This window comes from Paenibacillus sp. 01T442, from assembly GCF_056398345.1.
On the sequence record NZ_JBFTPF010000042.1, the window covers coordinates 25,609 to 45,510 of the forward strand.

Here is a 19,902-nt window from a genome sequence, read left to right on the forward strand (position 1 = left end):
TAGTTGTCGAATGAGTTAAGGTAACAAGCTAGGAAAGGTACAGGAGGAATTTGGATGAAGAAGATGCCAAAATGGTCGAAGGTTGCAATCGTTGGAACACTAATGGGAACATGTTTTGGGGCAGGTGTATATGCACAAGATGTACTTCAACGTGTCGATGCGTATCTCAGAAGTGATTATAAAGTTGTCGTAAATGGTCAAGCTGTTCAATTAGCGAATCCGCCATTAATTTATAATAATTCAAGTTATTTGCCCGTTAAGGAGTTGGCTGGTCATTTAGGCGCTGTCGTGAATTGGCAGGAAAGTACGAAAACGATTTATGTCGTCCCGCGCGTGAATTCGAATCAGCCAGTTGTGGGAAATGAATCGAATTATACGGAGATGGTCTTGCAATTTCCCTATGCGCAATATATGGATTACCAGGGAGCATCCTACCCGGTCTTACTTAATAACACAGATCAAACGTATTATCGGTTGAGCGATATTGAACGAATGGGAATCCGAACAGATGGTTTACGTAAAGCAAAAGAGAAATTTACGGGTCAAGTGTACGTGAGTGAAACTGAATTGAAAAATGTATGGGGGAACCAGCCCCCACAGATGTCTTATTCCAGGTATGAGACATTAGTCGTGTCAGGTGAGACCGATCCGCTTAAATTGAAGGCACTGAAGACTTATGTTGATTCTTACCGTTATTTTGTTGTGGATAAAGTAAGTTACTCTTGGAATCCAGTCATTATTGATAAGCTGCCGGAAGAAAACACCTATTATTACTTGTTGAATAATAATGGACATTTCTTCAAAACCACGGTCAAGTTAACGCCTTTTATCAATTATAGTAATGAAATTTCTGATTACCTAGTTGCCAGTACTTCGGTGGAAGATATCGAGGCGGGTAAAGTCGTGAATTAGGTTCTCAGCCTTGCTGTCGCTTCAGGTAAAAAATGGCAATTTGAGTGCGATCTCGGAGGTTCAATTTACTTAAAATTTCAGTTACATAGTTCTTCACCGTACCTTCGCTCAGGAATAGCTCCTGGGCGATTTCTTTATTTGAAAGGCCTTCGGAGATTTTAGCAATGATAGCCTGCTCATTAGCTGTCAAGCCATACCCATCAAATGGATGGGCCTGTGCATCAGCTTTTGGGGGACTATCTTGAATGAAACTGGTTAGTTTCTTCGCAATATCAGGATGAATGAGCAAATTTCCTTGCTTCACCGTCTTAACGCCTTGAATAATACGATCTGGGGAAATATTTTTTAATAAATAACCGCTGGCGCCGTTTCGCAGTGCTTGTATGATGTACGCATCATCATCGAAGGTAGTCAGAATCAGTATCGCGATTTCCGGGTACGCTTCTTTGATTTGTTTTGTCCCTTGAACACCATCGCAGAGCGGCATACGGATATCCATGAGGACTACATCAACTAGTGTTCCATTTTGAATAAAGGTGAGTGCTTCGTTCCCGTTCGTACAAGTTCCAACAACCGAGATTTCAGGATCAAGACCAATAATTAATTGTAAGCTTTCACGAATAAATGGATCGTCGTCGGTTATGAGTACATGAATCATCAACAATCCCTCCTTTTAAGTAGCTTCATTGTGTCGAAAAGCTGGCAGCACGGTAGTTACGGTGAAATGTTCCTCATTCGAAATAATAAGATGCCCGCCAATCACTTTAATTCGTTCTTCCATACCGGATAAACCAAGCCCTTTAACCGTAGGCTCCATCTGACGTGTGCCATTATTAGAGACTCCCATGGTCACTTGATTGGCTGTGTACTGCAATGTGATCTGAACGTATGTAGCAGCGCCATGCCGAATCGCATTAGAGATCGCTTCCTGTGCATTTCGGTAAAGAATGTATTCAAGGCTTGGATACAATTCATAAGGCATTCCCTGAATATCGAGTTCAATGTCGATAGCGTTCTCTCGAGTTAGCTCATCAATTAATGTAGCCAAGGAATAACTTTGCAGCGAATGCTTGTTCGGTTTCAATCGACGTACAGTTGAACGAAGGAGTTCCATACTCTCACCGAGTTGATCGCGAACAGAACGTAACATCTCAGTACCTTTGGTTGGTTGAGAGGGGAGGATGGTAAGTGAGGCCTCCATCATCATTTTGATTCGAATAAGCTTATGTCCCAAATCGTCATGCAAATCATGTGAGATGCGGTTACGTTCTTCCGTTTGGGCAATGTTCTCTACTTTTCGGGCATAATCCATTAATTGAAGACGGGCTTCATCCAATTCATAATGCTTCTTTCGGAGTTGATCATAGAGCAGCTCAACATCATCTTTATTTTTTTTCATTCGCTGAAGCTGGAAAGATAGGATGGCGATTGTGCCAAACATCACGTTTGCAAAGATGAAATACATAGATGGTTGATTTTGCAAGGAAAAATTAAGAACAAGTAGCTGTAACAGAATTGCTCTAAATTGCTGCTGACGATTCAACTTGGGTACGTAAGTCAGAAGGGTTGAGAAGAACGAGAGAAACCATACGCCTTCGAAATGATAACTCATCCAGCCTGTACAGGCGATTTCAAGGAGGAGCATCCAGTTCGTGTTCGGGAAGCGTGTTCGCCTCATTTCGATCAGTCCAATAAATAGGAGTACGAATAGCGCATAGGTGTTATTGGATATGTAGACTTCCAAATACATGGAAGCAATCGCAGGTACGAGTAAGAGAAGATAGCGTGTGAGTAAGAGTTGGTTTATCAATCGAGATTCGCATCCTTTATCTTAGTAAAGAAAGTATAGCATACGACTTTTCGTTGGATAACACTTTTCTTAGCAAAAATAAAGTGACTTTTGTCACTTTGTAAAATGACTTCTTCTACCTGTCGAGTTGCTCACAAAAGCGTACAATTACGGTAATAAGTGCAGTGAAGAAAGGGAGAGATGTATGAGCTTTGTTCAATTGAAGGATGTAGTTAAGAAATATGACAATCGTATTTCTGTAGATCATCTGAATTTGACGATTCGAGAAGGTGAAGTTTTTGGTCTGTTAGGACCTAATGGAGCGGGCAAAAGTACAACGATTAAAATGCTAAGCGGATTGCTGAAAATCGATCAAGGTGACATCTTGGTAGGTGGCAAATCTGTTGCTAAATACCCAATGGAAGTCAAGCGTAATTTGGGGCTCGTGCCTCAAGATTTAGCGATATATGAAAACTTAACAGCTCGGGAGAACGTCACTTTTTTCGCTAAATTATATGGGTTGAGAGGAAAGCTGCTCAAGGAGCGAGTGGAGGAATCGTTAGCCTTTGTGGGACTCCTAGATCGTGCGAGTGATAAGCCTAGTTCATTTTCAGGTGGCATGAAACGAAGACTGAATATCGCTTGTGCTATCATGCATCAACCAAAGCTGATTATTATGGATGAACCAACGGTGGGGATCGACCCTCAGTCACGTAATCATATCTTAGATTCGGTAAGAGAATTGAATCGAATGGGATCGACGATCCTATATACCTCCCACTATATGGAAGAAGTGTCGGCCATTTCGACGAGAGTCGGGATCATGGATCATGGTCATCTCATCGCTTGCGGAACGCAGGAAGAGCTGCGTAATCAAGTTTCCCAGGACAATAAAATTGTGCTTCAAATTACGAACCTCACGGACCAAGCAGTTAAAGAGTTGAGAGAGTATCCGTTGATAAAACAGTTAAATGCAAATGAACAAACCCTTGAACTGATCGTAAGCGCGTCACAAAGTTATTTGCAAGATATCCTCTTCATTTTGTCTAAACATCAGGTGAAAATACAATCGCTCACGCAGGTGGAGCCTGATCTAGAAGCTTTGTTCCTGTCATTGACCGGAAGAACCTTGAGAGATTAGGGGGAGATTCACATGCCAATTTGGACCGTTGCTAAATATGAAATCCTCAGGAAACTGCGGACCCGCTATGTGCTGTTGATTCAATTTCTAATGCCCTTACTGCTCATTTTTATTTTGGGATCAGCTCTCTCAGGCGTGTTTAAGGCCGAGGATAAAGCATTAAATTCAGTCAAGGTTGATATCCTTCAATCGGATTCAGGAGCTTTGCAGGAAGGTTTTCAAAAATTCTTGGCATCTCCAGAGACCCTAAAGCACCTGCAAACCCATGTGATATCAACACGCGAGGAAGCGATAAAACGGTTGAAGAATGGAGAATCTGAATTTGCAGTTATCATCMCGAACGATTTCAGTGCTCAGGTGCAGGCGGGAAAAGCAGCCCAGTGGGAGATGATATTGGGTCATGATTATTTGAAAAATGTAACAGCTCAAATGGTGTTTCGCACCTATTTCGATAAAGTGAATCAGATTCAAGCTATTCAGACTACAGCTCGTACAACGTCTTTGGAGCCTCTAAAGCAGGTCGAAGGCATATCCTCACGTGGGGCTGCAAACCCTTCGTTGGTACATGTAGGCCAATTAGCAGCTTCAAATGGCAACTACACGGCCATGCAATATTATGCGGCGTCGATTCTCGTGATGTTTTTATTATATTCGGGCATGATCACTGCTTTTAGCTTACAGAATGAAAAGGTGAATCACACGTTATCTCGTTTGAATGGCATGCCTATTCGTGAGTATCAAATTTTACTTGGTAAAATTAGTGGGAATATGTTCCTTTCTATTGGTCAGGCTGCAGTTATCATCGGTGCCACCAAGCTATTCTATGGTGTGGATTGGGGTTCTCAATTCCTAACACTCTTTCTTATTTGTTTATGCATGATTCTAGCTTCTATGAGTTTGGCCATCGTAGTCATGCTCCTCTTCCAATCAGATAGTATGATTGCGGCGATTTTTCAAACGGGCATTATGATTATGACATTCTTAAGTGGGGGCTTTACACCGCTTCCTGATGGATTTCTTAAGCAATTAGGTTCATACACATTAAACTATTGGGGGATGCAAAGTATGTTTCAACTCATGCTGGGGAGCGAAACGTCTATAGTAGCGCATCACTTATTGATTTTAGTTTGCATGGCCATTGGCTTGTCGCTAATCGCATTTCTTGTTTACCGTAAAGGGGGATATCATGAATAGTTTGGCGATCGCTCTAAATATGCTGCGCCGTTCCCTTTTTCAACGAAAAGGACTTCTCATGTATTTGGTTATCCCGGCTGCCGCGGTGTCACTCATCATTACTGTTCTTGGTAAACAAAGTGAGCATCGAGCAGACATCGCTTATCTTAATTTGGATCAAGGTGCATTAGGCACACAGGTCGTACAAGAGTTAAGTGCATTACCTGATTATCGGTTGACATTGGCTGCATCTGAAGCCGATTTGAAAAACGATGTTATTAAACAGAAGGTCACCGGTGCCTTCATCATACCTGCAGACTTAAGTGAAAAGTTATTAGCAGGAGGAACTTTGCCGCAGCTTGACATGTTTCAACTCAATTCGAATGAATCCACGATTACATTCAAAATAAGTCTGGAAGGCATTTTATCCAGGTATCAAGATACGATTGCTTTATACAGTAAACAAGGTCTGACAGAGACTGATTTGCGAGAGAGCACCTTGCAAACAATTTCTCAAATTCAAAAGTACCAAGTTAGTCCTAAAATAACGGATTTGGATTTGTATACGAATCCTAACATGCATATCGTGATTGGACTCATGCTGATCTTCATGATGGGCTTAATGAACAATACAGTGTCTCTCGTTATGGAAGATCGAAGACTTCGTACATTATCAAGAACGTACACAGCGCCAGTTAGAGCTTTTGAAATTGTAGCAGGAAATTTCTTGGGCAGTTTTGTTGTGGGTACACTTCAAGTGCTAGTTATCCTCTTCATTACTAGATACGTGGCTGGATATGAGTACGGTCTCCCATTCATATCTCATTTTGTCATCTTAGAATTTTTCCTGTTAGCGAGCATGGGAATTGCCAGTGCTGTAGCGAGTATGGTGAAAAATGCGACTAACATGAACGTGATAAACGCTCTTGTTGTTACGCCAACCTGCATGCTGGGCGGATGCTTCTGGCCGATTAGCCTCATGCCGGAATGGATGCAAAAGCTCGCAAACTTTGTCCCGCAAAAGTGGGCACTCGATGCGATCGAACGTATGTCTGCAGGAGAACCATTGTCTCAGCTATGGATGAATATAGGGGTATTGGCTTTATTCGGTCTTATCCTTATGAGCATTGGCTCAGCAATCCTCAATCCGGCGGAATCTGAAGCTGGTTAAATAAACTCAAAGGGCAGCTCCTGAAGTACAGGGCTGCCCTTTATCAACTGTGAAGTATTAGATTACAAAAGCGCTAGTGATAATAACTAACAAGATGAAAAGAACCAAAATTGCTGCAGAAGATCCATATCCACCGCCACAGCCAACTCCACCAACTCCACCAACACCTGCTACACCATAACCCATATCATTCACCCTCTCTGTTTGAAGTCTTGTTCATTGACTTTCGACATAGCATATGGAGCAATACGGTAGATGGAATGGGCTGTGCGAGAATTCTGTCATGATTGTGCTGGTGTCCTTAGTCAGGTGCGGATATTACAAGGATGTATGTTATAATGATCAAATGGACAAGGAAAGGAGAATGGTTGGAGTATGACAGAGAATGAAATTGCAGAGTGGATGTTGAATGAGTTGAAATCGGCAGGGATTTTGTATCAAAAGGATGCCGTAGACTATATTCTTAAGACTTATGGGGAATCCTTTATTTATGTCAATGACAATGGGAATCAAGCCATTTCCAAAGAGGTCAAGAAAATCTTCAAGAAATTGCATGGCGGTAGAGCTGCATGGGAACGCGATGGATTTTTCTGGGGCTGGCATTAATCATAGGATGGCAAGAACATGGGCTGTAGCTGATGGCAAACAGGCATCGGCTTTTTTGTGCGCTTTCTTTTAAAAAAATATCCATAATCCAAGTTGCTAAAACATAGAATTCATAATAAGATAACTGTAAGAACACAAGTTGTCTGAATATTTAAATAAATGGTTTGCGCCAATTATGGAGGGGATTGCCGTGAGTAAGAGTCATGAAGTGGAGTATTGCAACCTAGAGTTACGATTTGATCGCCGGCTAATCCGGAACTTCATTAAAGCCCTCATCCAAGAAGGATATTCGCTCTACTGGAACGAAAGTGAACTTCAATTTATCATCTCAATTCGCACAGGGCGCAAGTTGATCAAGCTGAAATTCGAACGAATTGGCGAGAAGTATAAGATTGTTGGCAATTATTCATTCAAAGATGAGAAGCTTGCTGAAATGATGGAGAAGCTTATCGGAGATACTCGCGGTCATGCCGTAGTGAAAAGATTTAAGGATCGGCAAATTCTCATTGAGAATATTATGTTCGGGGAAATCATCCGCATGGTGGAGATTAGCGGAATTGAACATAAGGTGCTGTATCAGAAGGAGCCTGCTGTGACCGTAGAAGAAGTCATGCAAGCACTAAGATCGAAGCGGACAGACGAACGCATCCCTATTTTGCGCATGGAGCTTGATTATGAATTAGCTACGCTGCAAGATGCACTCTCATCCGGGGACACCAAGGCCGCGATGGAAAGTAAAGTTAAATTGATCGAATTGAGACAAGAAATGCTTCTATTGGAGATGTGAGAATGAATAGTGTGCTGGGATGAAAGAGAGCCTGTATGAACGTATACGGGACTCTCTTTTGTGTGTTTATAAGGGGAGAAGAATGAAACATATACAGGAATGAAGCTATCGAATATAATTGTTTCATTAAAATTAAAGCGCTTATACTTTTTATTGTGAGTTACAGGAGCTGAAGATATGAAAGTCAGTATTTTTGATGTAGCGAAGAAAAGTGGACTTTCTGTAGTCACGGTCTCCCGCGTAATCAATCAAGCAGGTACGGTGCGCGAGGGGAATCGGCAAAAGGTGCTGCAAGCCATGAAGGAGCTGGACTACCAGCCGAATGCAGCTGCGCGCAGTTTAGCCAGAGGTAGGACAGGTATTATTGGTGTTGCGATATCGACCCTCAACGATTCATTCTTCGATGCCGTGGTGAAAGAAATGAATGATCGCTTAGCAGAGCGCGGCTATTTCCTTGCTTTATCGGTCTCGACCGATGCGTTCAAATCCTTTGAGAACTCTTTATTTCAAGAAGATCGGGTAGATGGGTTAATCGTCGTGTCTCCCACGAATGAATTTGCCTATGTAACGGAGTTGGAGAAGAAGAAAATCCCTTTTGTGCTGATTGATAATCAGTATTGTCATGATGCTGTATCGTCTGTCATTGTAGATAACTTCATCGGCGGCTATGAAGCAACCAAGCATCTTATTGATCTCGGGCATCAAACGATTGCTCATATTCGCGGACCAGAGCCCTTCTTGAGCAGTGCGGAACGTGAGCGCGGTTATATTCATGCGATGTTGGAAGCAGGTTTGACTGAGTTGTGGATTGAACAAGGTGATTTTAGCATCTCTTCAGGCTACGATATTGCAGATGGTTGGATACGTAATAATAAGGTGCCAACTGCTGTATTTGCAGCAGATGATTTCATTGCAATCGGTTTGATGGATGCATGCAAAACGGTAGGATACCAAATTCCCAATGATATGTCGATCGTAGGGTTCGACGATCAAATATTCGCTTCTGAATTTCGCCCACATTTAACAACGGTACGTCAGCCTGCCAATGAACTAGGGCGTTGCGCCGTCGATGAATTAATACGTAAGATTGATGGTGTGGTAGACATAGACACGTATCCCACGATAAAGTTGCTGCCAGAGTTAGTAGTGAGACAATCGACAGCAAAGAGAAATCATACATAATGAGTTGTGGACTCCCTGAGAAGGGAGTTTTTTTGTCTCGCGAAAAGACTATTGTTAACGTGTGCATAGATGTGATATGCTTCTGTTAGAGGTGAATGTATGAGCGCAACTATTAAGGATATTGCGAAGCTCGCGGGTGTTTCCCACACGACAGTTTCCAGAGCGTTGAATAACAGTCCGCTCATTCAAGAGGAGACGAAGGAGCGCATTCGCATCATCGCTGAACAGCTGGATTACACGCCGAATTATAATGCGAAAAGTTTAGTGCTGGATCGTTCGTATAACTTGGGGCTATTCTTTACAACACTAAGCAATGGAACTTCCGCTGGTTTCTTCTACGAAGCCATTCGAGGGGTTAACTCGGTGATTCGAGATCGCTACCAGTTGATTGTCAAGGGAATCGATGATTACACTAGCTTTCATTCCATCACCAAGAAGAGCTTTGATGGCATAATTATTGTCAGCCAAAGTGACGACGATGGGCCGATCATTGAGCATATTGCGAACAAAGGGATTCCGCTCGTCGTATTGAATCGGCCAGTGGACACCGCCGGTGTTCTGAATGTTCTCTCTGACGAGGAGCAAGGTGCTTTTCATGCAGGAGCTTACCTTGTGAATCAGGGTCATAAGAAAATCGCCTTAATCGAGGGGCGTAAGGGCTTTAAATCTGCGCAGAATCGCAAGGATGGCTTCGAACGAGCAATGGAGCATTATGGGATTTCCATTCCAGCTGCGTTCCGCATGCCRGGACTTTACGATTTGGAAAGTGGTCATCAAGCAATGCAGCAATTTTTGAGCCTCGAAGAGAGACCGACAGCGGTTTTTTGCTGCAATGATGAGATGGCACTAGGAGCCATTAAAGCTGTGTTTGAAGCGGGTTTACATGTCCCTAAGGATATCTCCGTGGTTGGTTTTGATGATACGGTATTCGCGGCCTATGTGACACCTGCCTTAACGACCGTGCGCAGGCCGATCGAACAAATTAGCAAAGAAGGCGCACTGCGTCTCCTAGGTAATATAGAGAATAAATTGCATACAACCGAGCAAGTTCTATTGCGAACCGAATTAATTGTTCGTGAATCTGTGCAATTATTACAAGCATAAGAAAGTGGGGAAAGTCGATGAGTATTCTAAGAGAATTGTTAAATGACATTCCGATTCCGCAAATGGTCAAAATTCGTCAGAAATTTGATCGTTCGATTCTGGAAAATCCTTTGCAGGAACTTGCCGATAAGCTCGAAAGCAGTGGCGTTATGCCGAGTATCCTTCCTGGCCAACAAGTTGCTGTGGCAGTAGGGAGCAGAGGGATTGCCAATATTGCGGGTTTCACGAAGACAACCTTGGATGCCATTAAGGCACGAGGTGCACATCCGTTTATCGTACCGTGTATGGGAAGTCATGGCGGGGCGACTGCGGATGGCCAGACTGAGGTGCTCCAGCACTTTGGTATTACGGAAGAAACGATGGGAGCACCGATTCGCTCTTCCATGGACGTGGTCAAAATCGATCAACTACCGAATGGTTTGCCTGTTTATGTAGATCGCATTGCATCAGAGGCAGATGCCATTGTCGTTATTAACCGTGTGAAGCCGCATACCGCATTCCGCGGACGCATTGAGAGCGGCATCATGAAGATGATCGCGATTGGCCTCGGCAAGCAAAAAGGGGCTGAAGCTTGCCATCAGCTTGGCTTTAAATACATGGCAGAGAATGTTCCTGCGATGGCAAATTTGATGATCGAGAAGCTGCCGATCGTCTTTGGCGTAGCCCTCGTAGAGAATGCTTACGATGAAACTTGTCAGGTTGAGGTTCTTCCTGCTGCCGAGATTGAAGCGCGTGAGGAGCTGCTGCTTGTTGAAGCAAAATCACGTTTGCCGAAAATTTTATTCGATGAAATCGATGTGCTAGTGATTGATTATATCGGTAAAAATATTAGCGGTGACGGTATGGATCCTAACGTAACGGGACGCTATCCTACTCCTTATGCACATGGCGGACCCGAAGTGTCAAAGATGGTTGTTCTTGATTTGACACACGAGACCAAAGGGAATGCCAATGGCGTAGGTACAGCGGATTTCACTACTCAACGTCTAGTTGATAAGACAAATCTAGAATTCACGTATGCCAATGGGTTAACTTCTACGGTCTGTGCACCTACGAAAATCGCGACGACTTTAGAAAATGATTTCTATGCGATCAAAGCTGCCGTGAAAACTTGCAATATTTTAGATTACACGACCTGTAAGCTTGTTCGTATTCAAGATACACTTCACTTAGGTGAGATTGAAATTTCGGTGAACCTCCTTGAAGCCGCTCGTCAGCATCCGGATATTGAAATTTTATCAGAGCCATTTGAGCTAACATTCGATGCAGAGGGGAATATTTGCCCATGACGCAAAGTCAGAAGCCTTATATCATAGCTGCTGATATTGGAACAACGAGTACCAAAACGCTGGTTATTGATCGGGATGGGCAGGTACTTGCCTCCCATTCCATCGAATATCCGCTCTTCACCCCTGCCGCAGATCGTGCCGAGCAGGATCCAGATCAAATCTTTGATGCTGTGGTGCAGGGGATTGGCGCCGTTGTTCGCAAGCAAGGCATCTCGCTTGAACAAGTGCTTTGCGTGTCCTTCAGCTCAGCGATGCACAGTATAATTGCCGTAGATGAGCACAATAAGCCATTAACCCAATGTATTACATGGGCGGACAATCGTGCCGCGAAATATGCGGAGGATTTGAAGCAGAGTGGGCTTGGTCAACAGATTTATGCGAGAACAGGCACACCGATTCACCCCATGTCACCACTTTTGAAATTGAAGTGGTTCGGGGAGCATGAACCAGCGCTTGTTCGAAATACCCATAAATTTATAGGGATTAAAGAGTATGTGTTTGCCAAGTTGTTTGGTMAGTATTTAATCGACCATTCCCTGGCGAGTGCAACAGGATTATTCAATCYGGAGCAATTGGATTGGGATGCGGGTGCGCTTGATTATGCAGGGGTAACACCTCAGCAGCTATCCGCACTTGTGCCAACGACACATCGTGTAGAAGGCATGAGCTCTGCTTATGCTGATGCGATGGGCTTGTCCACGGACACGCCATTTATTGTCGGCGCTTCCGATGGTGTACTTGCCAACCTTGGCGTCGGCGCCTTCGAACCCGGCGTTGTCGCGGTTACGATCGGTACGAGCGGCGCAGTCCGCAGCGTCGTGAACAAACCGCAAACGGACCCCGAGGGTAAGTTATTCTGTTACGCGTTAACCGAAAACTTCTGGGTCGTTGGTGGGCCGATTAACAACGGAGGTATTGTATTCCGTTGGGTGAGAGACCAGATCGCGACAGCAGAAGCAGAAGAAGCACGCCGCATGGGCATGGATCCTTATGATCACTTGACAGCACTTGCTGCTGAAGTGGGAGCAGGCTCCGAAGGATTGCTTTTCTTGCCATTGCTATCCGGCGAGCGTGCGCCTTATTGGAATGCTAATGCACGTGGCGTTTATTTTGGTTTATCACTTAGTCATCAGAAGAAGCATATGATCCGTGCCGCATTGGAAGGCGTCATGTTCTCCATTCAAGCCGTTGCGACATCGTTGGAGCGCATGATGGGACCTGCAACCGTCATTCGTGCATCAGGMGGCTTCGCTCGCTCAGAGTTCTGGCGTCAGATGATGACCGATATGCTCGGCACGGCCGTTACCGTTCCAGACTCCATCGAGAGCTCAGGAATTGGCGCAGCTTTACTTGGTCTACTCGCAATGGGGGAGATCGAGGACTTATCGCTTGCGCATAAATGGATCGGGGTAGGAAAGGCTCACGAGGTGAATGAAAACGATTATCGCGTATATCAACAATTGACATCTATTTATACGAGCGTATATCATCAGTTAAAAGATCAATTCGACGCGATCACCGCTTTTCAAAGTCAGCACCTACGGAGTCCTCAATCATAATACTTTTTAGACAAAGCACTATTATTCGAGAGGATGACGACAATGAACTTATTCGATCTTTCTGGGAAAACAGCAGTAATTATTGGCGGTAATAGTACACTTGGTGGCTCAATGGCTTTAGCTCTTGCTGGACATGGTGCAAAAGTAGCTATCGTCGGGCGGAATCAAGAGAAAAGCGAACAGGTTCAAGAGGCTATTGCTGCGATTGGCGGCGAAGCGAAGACTTTCCAAGCAGATGCAACCAAACGTGAAGATTTAGAGCAAGTCCTTCAAGATGTTATTGCTTGGTCAGGCAGTGCGGATGTTCTTATGAATTGTCCAGGTAAAAATAGTGCGACACCTTTCTTTGACATTTCCATGGAAGAATGGGATTCTATTATGGAGGTAAATTTGAAAAGCGTCGTGCTAGCTTGCCAAGTGTTCGGGAAATACATGGTTGAACGAGGTGAAGGCGGAAGCATTATTAATATTTCATCCGTTTCCTCGGATCCACCACTTTCTCGTGTGTTCACTTACTCCGCTTCTAAAGCAGCTGTGAATAATATCACACAGAACCTAGCCCGTGAGTTCGCTCCGAGCCGTGTGCGTGTGAACGCGATTATTCCAGGCTTTTTCCCAGCAGAGCAGAATCGTAAGATTTTGTCGCCTGAGCGGATCGAATCCATTATGCGTCATACGCCGATGAATCGATTTGGTGAAGCTGCAGAGCTTCAAGGTGCTGCGGTGTACCTGGCTTCAGAGAAAGCTTCGAGCTTTGTAACAGGAACAGTTTTGAGAGTAGACGGCGGTTTTGGCGCGATGACGATTTAACTATTTATATATCGGAAGGGTGTATGAGAGACATGTCTAAGCAACAAATAGGTGTTGTAGGTTTAGCAGTAATGGGGAAAAACTTAGCATTAAACATTGAAAGCAGAGGCTTTACGGTATCCGTATTCAACCGTTCTGCTGAGAAAACGAAGGAGCTTCTTAATGAAGCACCAGGCAAGCAACTTGTAGGTACATATACGGTTGAAGAATTCGTTCAATCCCTTGAAGTGCCGCGCAAAATTTTGATCATGGTCAAAGCAGGCGGACCTACAGATGACACAATCAACCAATTGCTTCCGCATTTGGATAAAGGCGATATTTTGATCGACGGCGGAAATGCATTCTTCCCGGACACACAACGTCGTAACAAAGAGCTAGAAGCTCACGGTATTCGTTTCGTTGGAACAGGTGTTTCCGGCGGTGAAGAAGGCGCGCTTAAAGGACCTGCGATCATGCCAGGTGGCCAAGAAGACGCGTATAAATTGGTAGAGCCTATCCTAACAGCAATCTCAGCTAAAGTTGGCGAAGATGCTTGTTGTACGTATATCGGGCCAGACGGCGCGGGTCACTATGTAAAAATGGTGCACAACGGTATTGAGTATGGAGATATGCAATTGATTTGTGAAGCTTACCAATTGCTGAAAGATGTACTTAACGTTAGCACAGAAGAGCTTCATGAGATCTTCACGGAGTGGAACAACGGGGAGCTGGACAGCTACCTGATCGAAATCACACGTGATATTTTCACGAAATATGATGCTGAAACAGGCAAACCAATGGTTGACGTGATTCTGGATTCCGCTGGACAAAAGGGAACAGGAAAATGGACCAGTCAAAGTGCTCTGGACCTTGGCGTGCCGCTTTCTATCATCACAGAATCCGTATTCTCCCGTTTCATCTCTGCGATGAAGGAAGAACGCGTAGCAGCAAGCAAAGTACTCAAAGGACCTGATGCTCCAGCATTCACAGGGGATCGCAAAGCGTTTATTGAGGCTGTTCGTCAAGCTCTTTACGCAAGCAAAATTTGTTCGTATGCACAAGGTTTCGCTCAAATGAGAGCTGCTTCCGAAGAATACAAATGGGATTTGAAATACGGCAGCATCGCAATGATCTTCCGTGGCGGTTGTATCATCCGCGCTCGTTTCCTTCAAAATATCAAGGATGCGTATGATCGCAATCCTGAGTTGAAAAACCTGTTGCTTGATTCCTACTTCACAGACGTAGTGGACAACTACCAAGGATCATGGAGAACAGTGATTGCAGAAGCGGTTACTCGCGGTATTGCAGTACCTTCCTTCGCATCCGCACTTRCTTACTACGACAGCTACCGTACAGAAAGATTGCCAGCTAACTTGTTACAAGCACAACGTGATTACTTCGGTGCTCATACATTCCAACGTGTAGACAAAGAAGGCTCCTTCCACTACAACTGGATGGGGAACGAGTAGTTATTTCTCATCTTGTAAACCGTATGCCGCTTCTCGCAGCCACAACTTCAGTCGATCAGCTTCTTGATCGAAGCCGTTGCGTTTGTGAATCAGCATGAGGGATATCTCTGCAAAATAACGGAAATTTCTTAATAATCGTGGTTGAGTTAGACCCTGCATCATCGGGTCTTCTTCAGCCACTTTTTTCTTAATAAATTCCAAAATCCAGACGACATCCTCTTTGCATAGTGTATAGCTTGGGTGCAAAATTTGCTCCAGTTTGCGTTGTGTACGATTGGTCAAGGCGGTAGTTTGGTTTTGCTGCAGCACAGTTGGGTTCAAAGCTCCATCTCTCCTTATCGGCGTGGTCTCTCTAAAATCTTAACTGTTTGTGCTAGAATTTATTCACACTACTATATGATTTTTTAATGGATTGTATTCATGCTGAAAGGGCTATGGTATGATGTTGGGAAAGTTTGTATGACTAGCATATGGGAAAAGGGGATTTGTGTGACAGTCAGAAATATTGTGCTTGTTGGATTCATGGGAACAGGGAAATCAACCGTAGGCAAGAAGCTTGCAGAGCGTTTAGGATGGAGTTTTTGTGATTCTGATGCCGTGTTAGAAGAGGTACAACAGACAAGTATACCCGAAATATTTCGGGATTATGGTGAAGCACGCTTTCGCGCTCTGGAAACCGAGACGCTGGCACATATATTAGACAGTGAGGGCCAAGTTGTTGCGACGGGCGGCGGTGCGGTACTTGCAGAATCTAATCGAATTTGCATGTTGCAGCATGGCTTTGTTGTCGCGTTGAATGCAACGGCGGAAACGATTATCCAAAGAGTGAGTGCGGATACGAATCGGCCTTTGCTGCAGGGGAATTTGGAAGAAAGAGTTCATACATTAATGGAACAAAGAAAGCATGCCTATGATTTCGCTCATACGTCCATTGATACGACGGACTTAAGCGAAGATGAAATTGCAGATCGCATCATTCAGCAAGCGGCGTCATTAGGGAGAAGATAAGCTTTTCAGCTTAATCTTCCCACTCGAGCATGCCGCCGGTCATGTTCTTAAGACCTTTATAACCGTTGGCTTCAAGATAGCCTAGTGCGCGTCCGCTTCGATTTCCACTACGACATACTAAAATGACTTCGTCGACTTGTGGGATCTCGCTAAGCCGCTCTGGCAATTGGCCTAATGGAATATGTATGGCGCCTTGAATCATACCTTCAGCTACTTCCTCATCTTCGCGAACGTCGATAAGTGTTAGCTGCTCTCCTTGCGCGAGTCTTGCTTTGATCTCGGATGGTAGAATCGTGTCCATGATATGCCTCCATGTTTGTATTTTCAGAAGAAAGCTTCTTACTTAGTATGATAGAAATATAACGACGTGATGTCAAACGAAGTGTTTCTTTAATATATAAGAACTTGTATGTTGTACACGATAAACTGGCTATATTTCTAGATAAACGCTCCCGTCCAAGAAACGGCGGAGCCGTTTATTTCGTCTAGCTTTTCCAAGATGCAGCTGCTAGGTCGGAAGGTTCCCAAGTTAGATTTCGTATGGTACACTGTCAATAAATCTTAGGATCTCTATCATCCCGCTGATGATTGGTTTCTTGTCATTCATTCTGCTGGATATACATATAAACTACTTGCGAAGGAGTTAACAAACGACATGAAAGCCATCGTAAAACCAACTTCCCATCTTGAAGGGGAAATTAATGCTTTATCCTCCAAAAACTACACTACACGCTACTTGCTAATCGGTGCACTAGCGAATGGGACAAGTACAATCTATTACCCAGCTCATAGTGAAGATAGTGATGCTATGAGACGATGTGTACGTGATCTTGGCGCTATTATAGAAGAAGATGATGAGAAAATTGTAATCACAGGCTTCGGCAAGAACCCTAAGCATGTGTCTGAATTGAATGTTGGGAATGCTGGTGCAGTGCTCCGCTTTTTGATGTCTACGGCTGCTTTCTGTCCGGAAGTAACTTTTGTGAATACGTATCCGGAATCATTGGGTAAACGTCCTCATGATGATTTAATCGATACTTTGCAACAAATGGGCGTAGAAGTACAACATAATAACGGTCGTTTGCCGATAACAATTAAAGGGGGACAACCTCGCGGCGGCAAAATCACCGTTTCTGGTAATGTGAGCTCGCAGTTCCTGAGTTCTTTGTTGTTTATGACGCCTCTGCTGGAAGAAGACAGTGAAATTGAAGTTCTGCATGATTTGAAGTCCAAAATTATTGTAGGGCAGACGCTTGAAGTGTTAGCGCAAGCGGGTATCGTCGTTCATGCAAGTGAAGATTTGATGCACTACCGTATTCCAGGTGGACAATCCTATGAAGCCAAAGAATATGTGATCCAAGGCGACTATCCAGGTTCAGCAGCCATTCTAGCTGCCGCTGCGATTACGAATTCCGATGTGCGTGTACTTCGTCTGGAAGAGAACAGCAAGCAAGGTGAGAAAGCTTGTGTGGACGTTCTGAAGGCAATGGGAGTTAATTTAACGCATGACAACGGTGTAGTTCATGTACGTGGGAATCAACGCCTTGTTGCTGGTGAATTCGATGGTGATCATTTCACCGATGCTGTTCTTGCGATGGTTGCTGCGGCTGTGTTTGCAGAAGGTACTTCGCGTTTCTACAATGTTGAGAACCTACGGTATAAAGAGTGTGATCGTATCACAGATTATTTGAATGAGCTTCGCAAGGCTGGAGCTGATGTAGAAGAGCGTCAGAGTGAGATTATTGTTCATGGTAAACCACAAGGGGTTGAAGGTGGCGTAGAAATTAATGCGCATTTCGATCATCGTGTCATCATGGCTTTAACTGTAGTTGGTCTGCGCTCTGAGAAGGGTTTAACGATTCGGGATGCCCACCACGTGGCGAAGTCGTATCCACAATATTTCGACCACTTGCGCTCCATTGGCGCACAGGTTGAGCTAGTGAGCGAGTCCTAGAATCTCAATTACATTGAATGGGTGAGTCAGCATGAGGATTATTTGGCAAGGATTGAAAGTGACGTTTGGATTGTTTCTCGTAGCAGGGCTGACATTTGCGAGCAGCGTATTTGCTGTATTGCTTTATGCGAAGGCTACAGGGAAAGAACCAGCTTTATTCGCTTCTGGTCCGGTAGTCTTAGCAGTTGATAAACCCGCCGCTACGGTGAAGGACACCGTGAAGCCGACACCATCGCCAACGCATGCACCAGTCAAATCAGCGATGCTGGATGTCCCCGTCATACAGCAACTGCCCGAGCTGCCTGCTGGCTGTGAGATCACAAGTCTTACGATGCTGCTGAAGTACTATGGCGTAAACAAAACAAAGATGGAATTAGTCTCCGAGATGCCAACAGACATGACACCAGCAACATTGGATGCCAATGGCAACATCGCTTACTGGGGCAATCCGAACTCCGGCTTCGTTGGTGACGTAACACGTAAGAAAAGAGGCTTTGGCATCTATTCTGCAGGATTGTTTCCGCTTATGAAAGACTATATCCCTCAAGCGATTAATATAACAGGGGAAGCATTTGAATTGTATGAGCAGCAAGTGGCGCATGGGATCCCAGTTATCGTTTGGACGACAATTGACTACAATCTACCGTACAAATGGGTAACGTGGGATACACCAATCGGTCCTCTAAAGACAACGTATTCGGAACATGCTGTTGTCCTTGTTGGATTTGACGAAACGAATGTTTACTTAAATGACCCATTGAATGGCAAAAAGCAAGTTAAAGTGAGTAAAGCACAGTTTGTTGAAACTTGGGAAGCAATGGGGAAACAAGGTCTAACCTACTTGAATAAATAGGAGAGCGATCCACATGACATTTGAGAATCCGTCTAGGGAACACATCAAAGAATTGCTTGCCCATGCAGGGAATATCGCTGTTGTAGGCTTGTCTGATAAACCAGATCGAACATCTTATATGGTATCTGCCGCCATGCAAAGCCGAGGATACCGAATTATTCCCGTTAATCCGAATGCAGATGAAATTCTAGGTGAGAAATGCTATCCATCGTTATCGGACATTCCTGAGACTGTGGATATCGTGAACGTGTTTCGTCGAGCTGATCAGGTAGTTCCAGTGGCTGAAGAATCAGTTAAGATTGGGGCGAAGGTGTTCTGGTTGCAGCTAGATATCGTGAATGAAGAAGCAGGACGAATTGCCAGCGAGGGTGGCTTAGAAGTCATCATGGATCGCTGCATTAAAGTGGAAGATGCGATACTGAACCCGCGTAACAATTAATGCAAGTCCCATAAGGAAGCCTCAATCAAATAAACCGCTAGTCGATCACCTTTGCAGGGGAACGATTAGCGGTTTTCTCATACGTAGGAACTAGGCTTTCAACACATCGTGATCTACATAACGAGCACCGTTAAGCTCACTAATTACATTGATAGCGACTTTGGCTCCGTCACCAGCAGTGATAATCGTATGCATGCTGACACCAGCCGTCGTACCTGCTGCCCATACACCTTTTACACTTGTATTTCCTTGTACATCACAGTCAACAATAGATTTAATTCTCGGTTCAGTACCTTCTTTTGTCGCGATACCAGCAGCTTCAGCAAGTTCAACGGATAAACCAGTTGCTAGAATAACATGCTTACATGTGTATGTACCATTTTCTGTGGTGATCTCAAAACTATCTTCATTCTTTACTAGCTGAGTCGCTTTGCCAGTTACGAATTCAGTGCCAAATTTAGCAGCTTGTTTCTTGCCGATCTCAACCAAATCTGGCCCGCCAATCGCTTCAACACCATAGTGATTCTCGATCCATGCACGTTTCGTAACACTCTGCTCATTGTCGATGACGAGCGTTTTCTTGCCTGCTTTTGAAGTGAAAAGTGCAGCACTCGCACCGGTAGGACCTGCACCAATAATAATAACATCATAAGACATAAGCGTATTTCCTCCTTGAA

Annotated in this window: 22 protein-coding genes; 16 read left to right on the forward strand and 6 right to left on the reverse strand. The window is 44.3% G+C overall.

Annotated features, from left to right (window positions below; all coding sequences use genetic code 11):
• Nucleotides 1–54 precede the first annotated feature (54 nt).
• Nucleotides 55–912, forward strand: a complete 858-nt coding sequence (locus AC1DLM_RS24215; RefSeq protein ID WP_441989063.1) for a stalk domain-containing protein — start codon at nucleotides 55–57, stop codon at nucleotides 910–912.
• A gap of 4 nt (nucleotides 913–916) precedes the next feature.
• On the opposite strand, the gene AC1DLM_RS24220 is transcribed toward AC1DLM_RS24215, so the two are convergent.
• Both AC1DLM_RS24220 and AC1DLM_RS24225 read right to left on the reverse strand, forming a co-directional pair.
• Nucleotides 917–1,570, reverse strand: a complete 654-nt coding sequence (locus AC1DLM_RS24220) for a response regulator transcription factor (protein WP_441989064.1) — start codon at nucleotides 1,568–1,570, stop codon at nucleotides 917–919.
• Nucleotides 1,571–1,585: 15 nt separating this feature from the next.
• On the reverse strand, nucleotides 1,586–2,722 hold the full coding sequence (locus AC1DLM_RS24225; RefSeq protein ID WP_441989065.1) for a sensor histidine kinase: 1,137 nt from the start codon (nucleotides 2,720–2,722) through the stop codon (nucleotides 1,586–1,588).
• A 184-nt stretch (nucleotides 2,723–2,906) separates the two neighbouring features.
• Between AC1DLM_RS24225 and AC1DLM_RS24230 the strand changes: the two genes are divergently transcribed.
• Genes AC1DLM_RS24230 through AC1DLM_RS24240 form a run of 3 tightly spaced genes read left to right on the forward strand, consistent with a single transcriptional unit; the run spans nucleotide 2,907 to nucleotide 6,186 of the window.
• Complete coding sequence (locus AC1DLM_RS24230; protein ID WP_436242709.1) at nucleotides 2,907–3,842, forward strand: ABC transporter ATP-binding protein; 936 nt, start codon at nucleotides 2,907–2,909, stop codon at nucleotides 3,840–3,842.
• A gap of 12 nt (nucleotides 3,843–3,854) precedes the next feature.
• The gene (locus tag AC1DLM_RS24235) at nucleotides 3,855–5,036 is read left to right on the forward strand and encodes an ABC transporter permease (RefSeq protein ID WP_477571403.1); all 1,182 of its coding nucleotides are present in this window, start codon (nucleotides 3,855–3,857) and stop codon (nucleotides 5,034–5,036) included.
• Nucleotides 5,029–6,186, forward strand: a complete 1,158-nt coding sequence (locus AC1DLM_RS24240) for an ABC transporter permease (protein ID WP_477571404.1) — start codon at nucleotides 5,029–5,031, stop codon at nucleotides 6,184–6,186. The genes AC1DLM_RS24235 and AC1DLM_RS24240 overlap by 8 nt, the downstream gene beginning before the upstream one ends.
• Nucleotides 6,187–6,243: 57 nt before the next feature.
• Here the strand turns inward: AC1DLM_RS24240 and AC1DLM_RS24245 are convergent, their stop codons facing one another.
• The gene (locus tag AC1DLM_RS24245; RefSeq protein ID WP_441989068.1) at nucleotides 6,244–6,372 is read right to left on the reverse strand and encodes a YjcZ family sporulation protein; all 129 of its coding nucleotides are present in this window, start codon (nucleotides 6,370–6,372) and stop codon (nucleotides 6,244–6,246) included.
• A 189-nt stretch (nucleotides 6,373–6,561) separates the two neighbouring features.
• On the opposite strand from AC1DLM_RS24245, the gene AC1DLM_RS24250 reads away from it, so the two are divergent.
• The 8 genes from AC1DLM_RS24250 (at nucleotide 6,562) to gndA (ending at nucleotide 14,971) form a co-directional block, all read left to right on the forward strand.
• Complete coding sequence (locus AC1DLM_RS24250; protein ID WP_171635459.1) at nucleotides 6,562–6,792, forward strand: DUF6953 family protein; 231 nt, start codon at nucleotides 6,562–6,564, stop codon at nucleotides 6,790–6,792.
• 190 nt (nucleotides 6,793–6,982) lie between these two features.
• On the forward strand, nucleotides 6,983–7,579 hold the full coding sequence (locus tag AC1DLM_RS24255; RefSeq protein WP_056612513.1) for a hypothetical protein: 597 nt from the start codon (nucleotides 6,983–6,985) through the stop codon (nucleotides 7,577–7,579).
• 177 nt (nucleotides 7,580–7,756) lie between these two features.
• Entirely contained in the window at nucleotides 7,757–8,761 is a 1,005-nt protein-coding gene (locus AC1DLM_RS24260) for a LacI family DNA-binding transcriptional regulator (RefSeq protein WP_441989069.1), read from the forward strand.
• 99 nt (nucleotides 8,762–8,860) lie between these two features.
• Nucleotides 8,861–9,865 (forward strand): LacI family DNA-binding transcriptional regulator, encoded by a 1,005-nt coding sequence (locus AC1DLM_RS24265; protein ID WP_441989070.1) that lies wholly within the window; start codon nucleotides 8,861–8,863, stop codon nucleotides 9,863–9,865.
• A 17-nt stretch (nucleotides 9,866–9,882) separates the two neighbouring features.
• Nucleotides 9,883–11,154 (forward strand): nickel pincer cofactor-dependent isomerase, group 22, encoded by a 1,272-nt coding sequence (locus tag AC1DLM_RS24270; protein WP_441989071.1) that lies wholly within the window; start codon nucleotides 9,883–9,885, stop codon nucleotides 11,152–11,154.
• Nucleotides 11,151–12,713 (forward strand): gluconokinase, encoded by a 1,563-nt coding sequence (gene gntK / locus AC1DLM_RS24275; RefSeq protein WP_477571405.1) that lies wholly within the window; start codon nucleotides 11,151–11,153, stop codon nucleotides 12,711–12,713. Before AC1DLM_RS24270 ends, gntK begins: the two co-directional genes overlap by 4 nt.
• A gap of 42 nt (nucleotides 12,714–12,755) precedes the next feature.
• On the forward strand, nucleotides 12,756–13,523 hold the full coding sequence (locus tag AC1DLM_RS24280) for an SDR family oxidoreductase (protein ID WP_171635468.1): 768 nt from the start codon (nucleotides 12,756–12,758) through the stop codon (nucleotides 13,521–13,523).
• Between the two features lie 32 nt (nucleotides 13,524–13,555).
• Nucleotides 13,556–14,971, forward strand: coding sequence for an NADP-dependent phosphogluconate dehydrogenase (gene gndA / locus AC1DLM_RS24285; protein WP_477571406.1), 1,416 nt, complete (start codon nucleotides 13,556–13,558; stop codon nucleotides 14,969–14,971).
• Here the strand turns inward: gndA and AC1DLM_RS24290 are convergent, their stop codons facing one another.
• Nucleotides 14,972–15,292 (reverse strand): hypothetical protein, encoded by a 321-nt coding sequence (locus AC1DLM_RS24290; protein WP_246303051.1) that lies wholly within the window; start codon nucleotides 15,290–15,292, stop codon nucleotides 14,972–14,974.
• A gap of 168 nt (nucleotides 15,293–15,460) precedes the next feature.
• Here AC1DLM_RS24290 and AC1DLM_RS24295 point away from each other — a divergent pair, with 168 nt between their 5' ends.
• Nucleotides 15,461–15,979 carry a shikimate kinase gene (locus tag AC1DLM_RS24295; protein ID WP_441989074.1) on the forward strand — a complete coding sequence of 173 codons (519 nt, stop codon included), beginning with the start codon at nucleotides 15,461–15,463 and terminating at the stop codon, nucleotides 15,977–15,979.
• 10 nt (nucleotides 15,980–15,989) lie between these two features.
• Here the strand turns inward: AC1DLM_RS24295 and AC1DLM_RS24300 are convergent, their stop codons facing one another.
• A complete protein-coding gene (locus AC1DLM_RS24300; protein ID WP_056612497.1) occupies nucleotides 15,990–16,280 on the reverse strand; it encodes a rhodanese-like domain-containing protein in 291 nt (96 codons plus the stop codon).
• A gap of 354 nt (nucleotides 16,281–16,634) precedes the next feature.
• Here AC1DLM_RS24300 and aroA point away from each other — a divergent pair, with 354 nt between their 5' ends.
• The 3 genes from aroA to AC1DLM_RS24315 are packed head-to-tail and all read left to right on the forward strand — an operon-like array spanning nucleotide 16,635 to nucleotide 19,225.
• Nucleotides 16,635–17,933 carry a 3-phosphoshikimate 1-carboxyvinyltransferase gene (gene aroA, locus AC1DLM_RS24305; protein WP_477571407.1) on the forward strand — a complete coding sequence of 433 codons (1,299 nt, stop codon included), beginning with the start codon at nucleotides 16,635–16,637 and terminating at the stop codon, nucleotides 17,931–17,933.
• 31 nt (nucleotides 17,934–17,964) lie between these two features.
• Nucleotides 17,965–18,786, forward strand: a complete 822-nt coding sequence (locus AC1DLM_RS24310) for a C39 family peptidase (RefSeq protein ID WP_477571408.1) — start codon at nucleotides 17,965–17,967, stop codon at nucleotides 18,784–18,786.
• A gap of 13 nt (nucleotides 18,787–18,799) precedes the next feature.
• Nucleotides 18,800–19,225 carry a CoA-binding protein gene (locus tag AC1DLM_RS24315; protein ID WP_477571409.1) on the forward strand — a complete coding sequence of 142 codons (426 nt, stop codon included), beginning with the start codon at nucleotides 18,800–18,802 and terminating at the stop codon, nucleotides 19,223–19,225.
• 90 nt (nucleotides 19,226–19,315) lie between these two features.
• On the opposite strand, the gene AC1DLM_RS24320 is transcribed toward AC1DLM_RS24315, so the two are convergent.
• Entirely contained in the window at nucleotides 19,316–19,882 is a 567-nt protein-coding gene (locus tag AC1DLM_RS24320; protein WP_477571410.1) for an NAD(P)/FAD-dependent oxidoreductase, read from the reverse strand.
• Nucleotides 19,883–19,902: the final 20 nt, after the last annotated feature.

Coding starts and splice junctions, on each gene's coding strand:
- AC1DLM_RS24315 (WP_477571409.1), top strand. CDS start 18,800: ATGACATTTGAGAATCCGTCTAGGGAACACATCAAAGAATTGCTTGCC.
- aroA (WP_477571407.1), top strand. CDS start 16,635: ATGAAAGCCATCGTAAAACCAACTTCCCATCTTGAAGGGGAAATTAAT.
- AC1DLM_RS24280 (WP_171635468.1), top strand. CDS start 12,756: ATGAACTTATTCGATCTTTCTGGGAAAACAGCAGTAATTATTGGCGGT.
- AC1DLM_RS24300 (WP_056612497.1), bottom strand. CDS start 16,280: ATGGACACGATTCTACCATCCGAGATCAAAGCAAGACTCGCGCAAGGA.
- AC1DLM_RS24320 (WP_477571410.1), bottom strand. CDS start 19,882: ATGTCTTATGATGTTATTATTATTGGTGCAGGTCCTACCGGTGCGAGT.
- AC1DLM_RS24270 (WP_441989071.1), top strand. CDS start 9,883: ATGAGTATTCTAAGAGAATTGTTAAATGACATTCCGATTCCGCAAATG.
- AC1DLM_RS24240 (WP_477571404.1), top strand. CDS start 5,029: ATGAATAGTTTGGCGATCGCTCTAAATATGCTGCGCCGTTCCCTTTTT.
- AC1DLM_RS24260 (WP_441989069.1), top strand. CDS start 7,757: ATGAAAGTCAGTATTTTTGATGTAGCGAAGAAAAGTGGACTTTCTGTA.
- AC1DLM_RS24220 (WP_441989064.1), bottom strand. CDS start 1,570: ATGATTCATGTACTCATAACCGACGACGATCCATTTATTCGTGAAAGC.
- AC1DLM_RS24250 (WP_171635459.1), top strand. CDS start 6,562: ATGACAGAGAATGAAATTGCAGAGTGGATGTTGAATGAGTTGAAATCG.
- AC1DLM_RS24310 (WP_477571408.1), top strand. CDS start 17,965: ATGAGGATTATTTGGCAAGGATTGAAAGTGACGTTTGGATTGTTTCTC.
- AC1DLM_RS24245 (WP_441989068.1), bottom strand. CDS start 6,372: ATGGGTTATGGTGTAGCAGGTGTTGGTGGAGTTGGTGGAGTTGGCTGT.
- AC1DLM_RS24230 (WP_436242709.1), top strand. CDS start 2,907: ATGAGCTTTGTTCAATTGAAGGATGTAGTTAAGAAATATGACAATCGT.
- AC1DLM_RS24215 (WP_441989063.1), top strand. CDS start 55: ATGAAGAAGATGCCAAAATGGTCGAAGGTTGCAATCGTTGGAACACTA.